Origin of the sequence: Luteimonas huabeiensis HB2, assembly GCF_000559025.1 — a bacterium.
Lineage (GTDB): Bacteria > Pseudomonadota > Gammaproteobacteria > Xanthomonadales > Xanthomonadaceae > Luteimonas > Luteimonas huabeiensis.
Window position 1 is genome coordinate 1 of sequence record NZ_JAAN01000057.1, and the last position, 1179, is coordinate 1179.

1 protein-coding gene is annotated in these 1179 nt (G+C 67.4%); it reads right to left on the reverse strand.

Features of this window, described 5'->3' with window-relative positions; genetic code table 11:
- Window positions 1–1179, reverse strand: a 1179-nt coding sequence (gene tuf / locus Z164_RS0119310; protein WP_024892276.1) for an elongation factor Tu, incomplete at both ends; no start/stop codon positions are given.

A 1179-nucleotide genomic window follows, 5' to 3' on the forward strand; every position in this document is an offset into this window, starting at 1 on the left:
CTTGAGGATCTTGCTCACCACGCCGGCGCCGACGGTGCGGCCGCCCTCGCGGATCGCGAAGCGCAGGCCCTCGTCCATCGCCACCGGGTTGATCAGCTCCACCACCATCTTCACGTTGTCGCCCGGCATCACCATCTCGGTGCCCTCCGGCAGCGTCACCGCCCCGGTGATGTCCGTCGTGCGGAAGTAGAACTGCGGACGGTAGCCCTTGAAGAACGGCGTGTGGCGACCGCCCTCGTCCTTCGACAGCACGTACACCTCCGCCTCGAACTGCGTGTGCGGCTGGATCGAGCCCGGCTTCGCCAGCACCTGCCCGCGCTCCACCTCGTCACGCTTCGTGCCGCGCAGCAGCAGGCCCGCGTTGTCGCCCGCCTGCCCCTGGTCCAGCAGCTTGCGGAACATCTCCACGCCCGTCACCGTCGTCTTCGTCGTCGGACGGATGCCCACGATCTCGATCTCGTCGCCCACCTTGATCACGCCGCGCTCGATGCGACCCGTCACCACCGTGCCGCGGCCCGAAATCGAGAACACGTCCTCCACCGGCATCAGGAACGACTTGTCGATGTCGCGCTCGGGCTCCGGAATGTACGTGTCCAGCGCGTCCACCAGCTTGATGATCGCAGGCACGCCGATCTCCGACTGGTCGCCTTCCAGCGCCTTCAGCGCCGAACCCTTGATGATCGGCGTGTCGTCGCCCGGGAAGTCGTACTTCGACAGCAGCTCGCGGACCTCCATCTCCACCAGCTCCAGCAGCTCCTCGTCGTCCACCATGTCCGCCTTGTTCAGGAAGACCACGATGTACGGCACGCCCACCTGCCGCGCCAGCAGAATGTGCTCGCGCGTCTGCGGCATCGGGCCGTCCGCCGCCGAGCACACCAGGATCGCGCCGTCCATCTGCGCCGCACCGGTGATCATGTTCTTCACGTAGTCCGCGTGCCCCGGGCAGTCCACGTGCGCGTAGTGGCGCGTCGGGCTCTCGTACTCCACGTGCGCGGTCGAGATCGTGATCCCGCGCGCCTTCTCCTCCGGCGCCGCGTCGATCGCGTCGTAGGCCTTGAACTCGCCCCCGAAACGCTCCGCGCCCACCTTCGTCAGCGCCGCCGTCAGCGTCGTCTTGCCGTGGTCCACGTGACCGATCGTGCCCACGTTCACGTGGGGCTTGGTGCGCTCGAACTTACC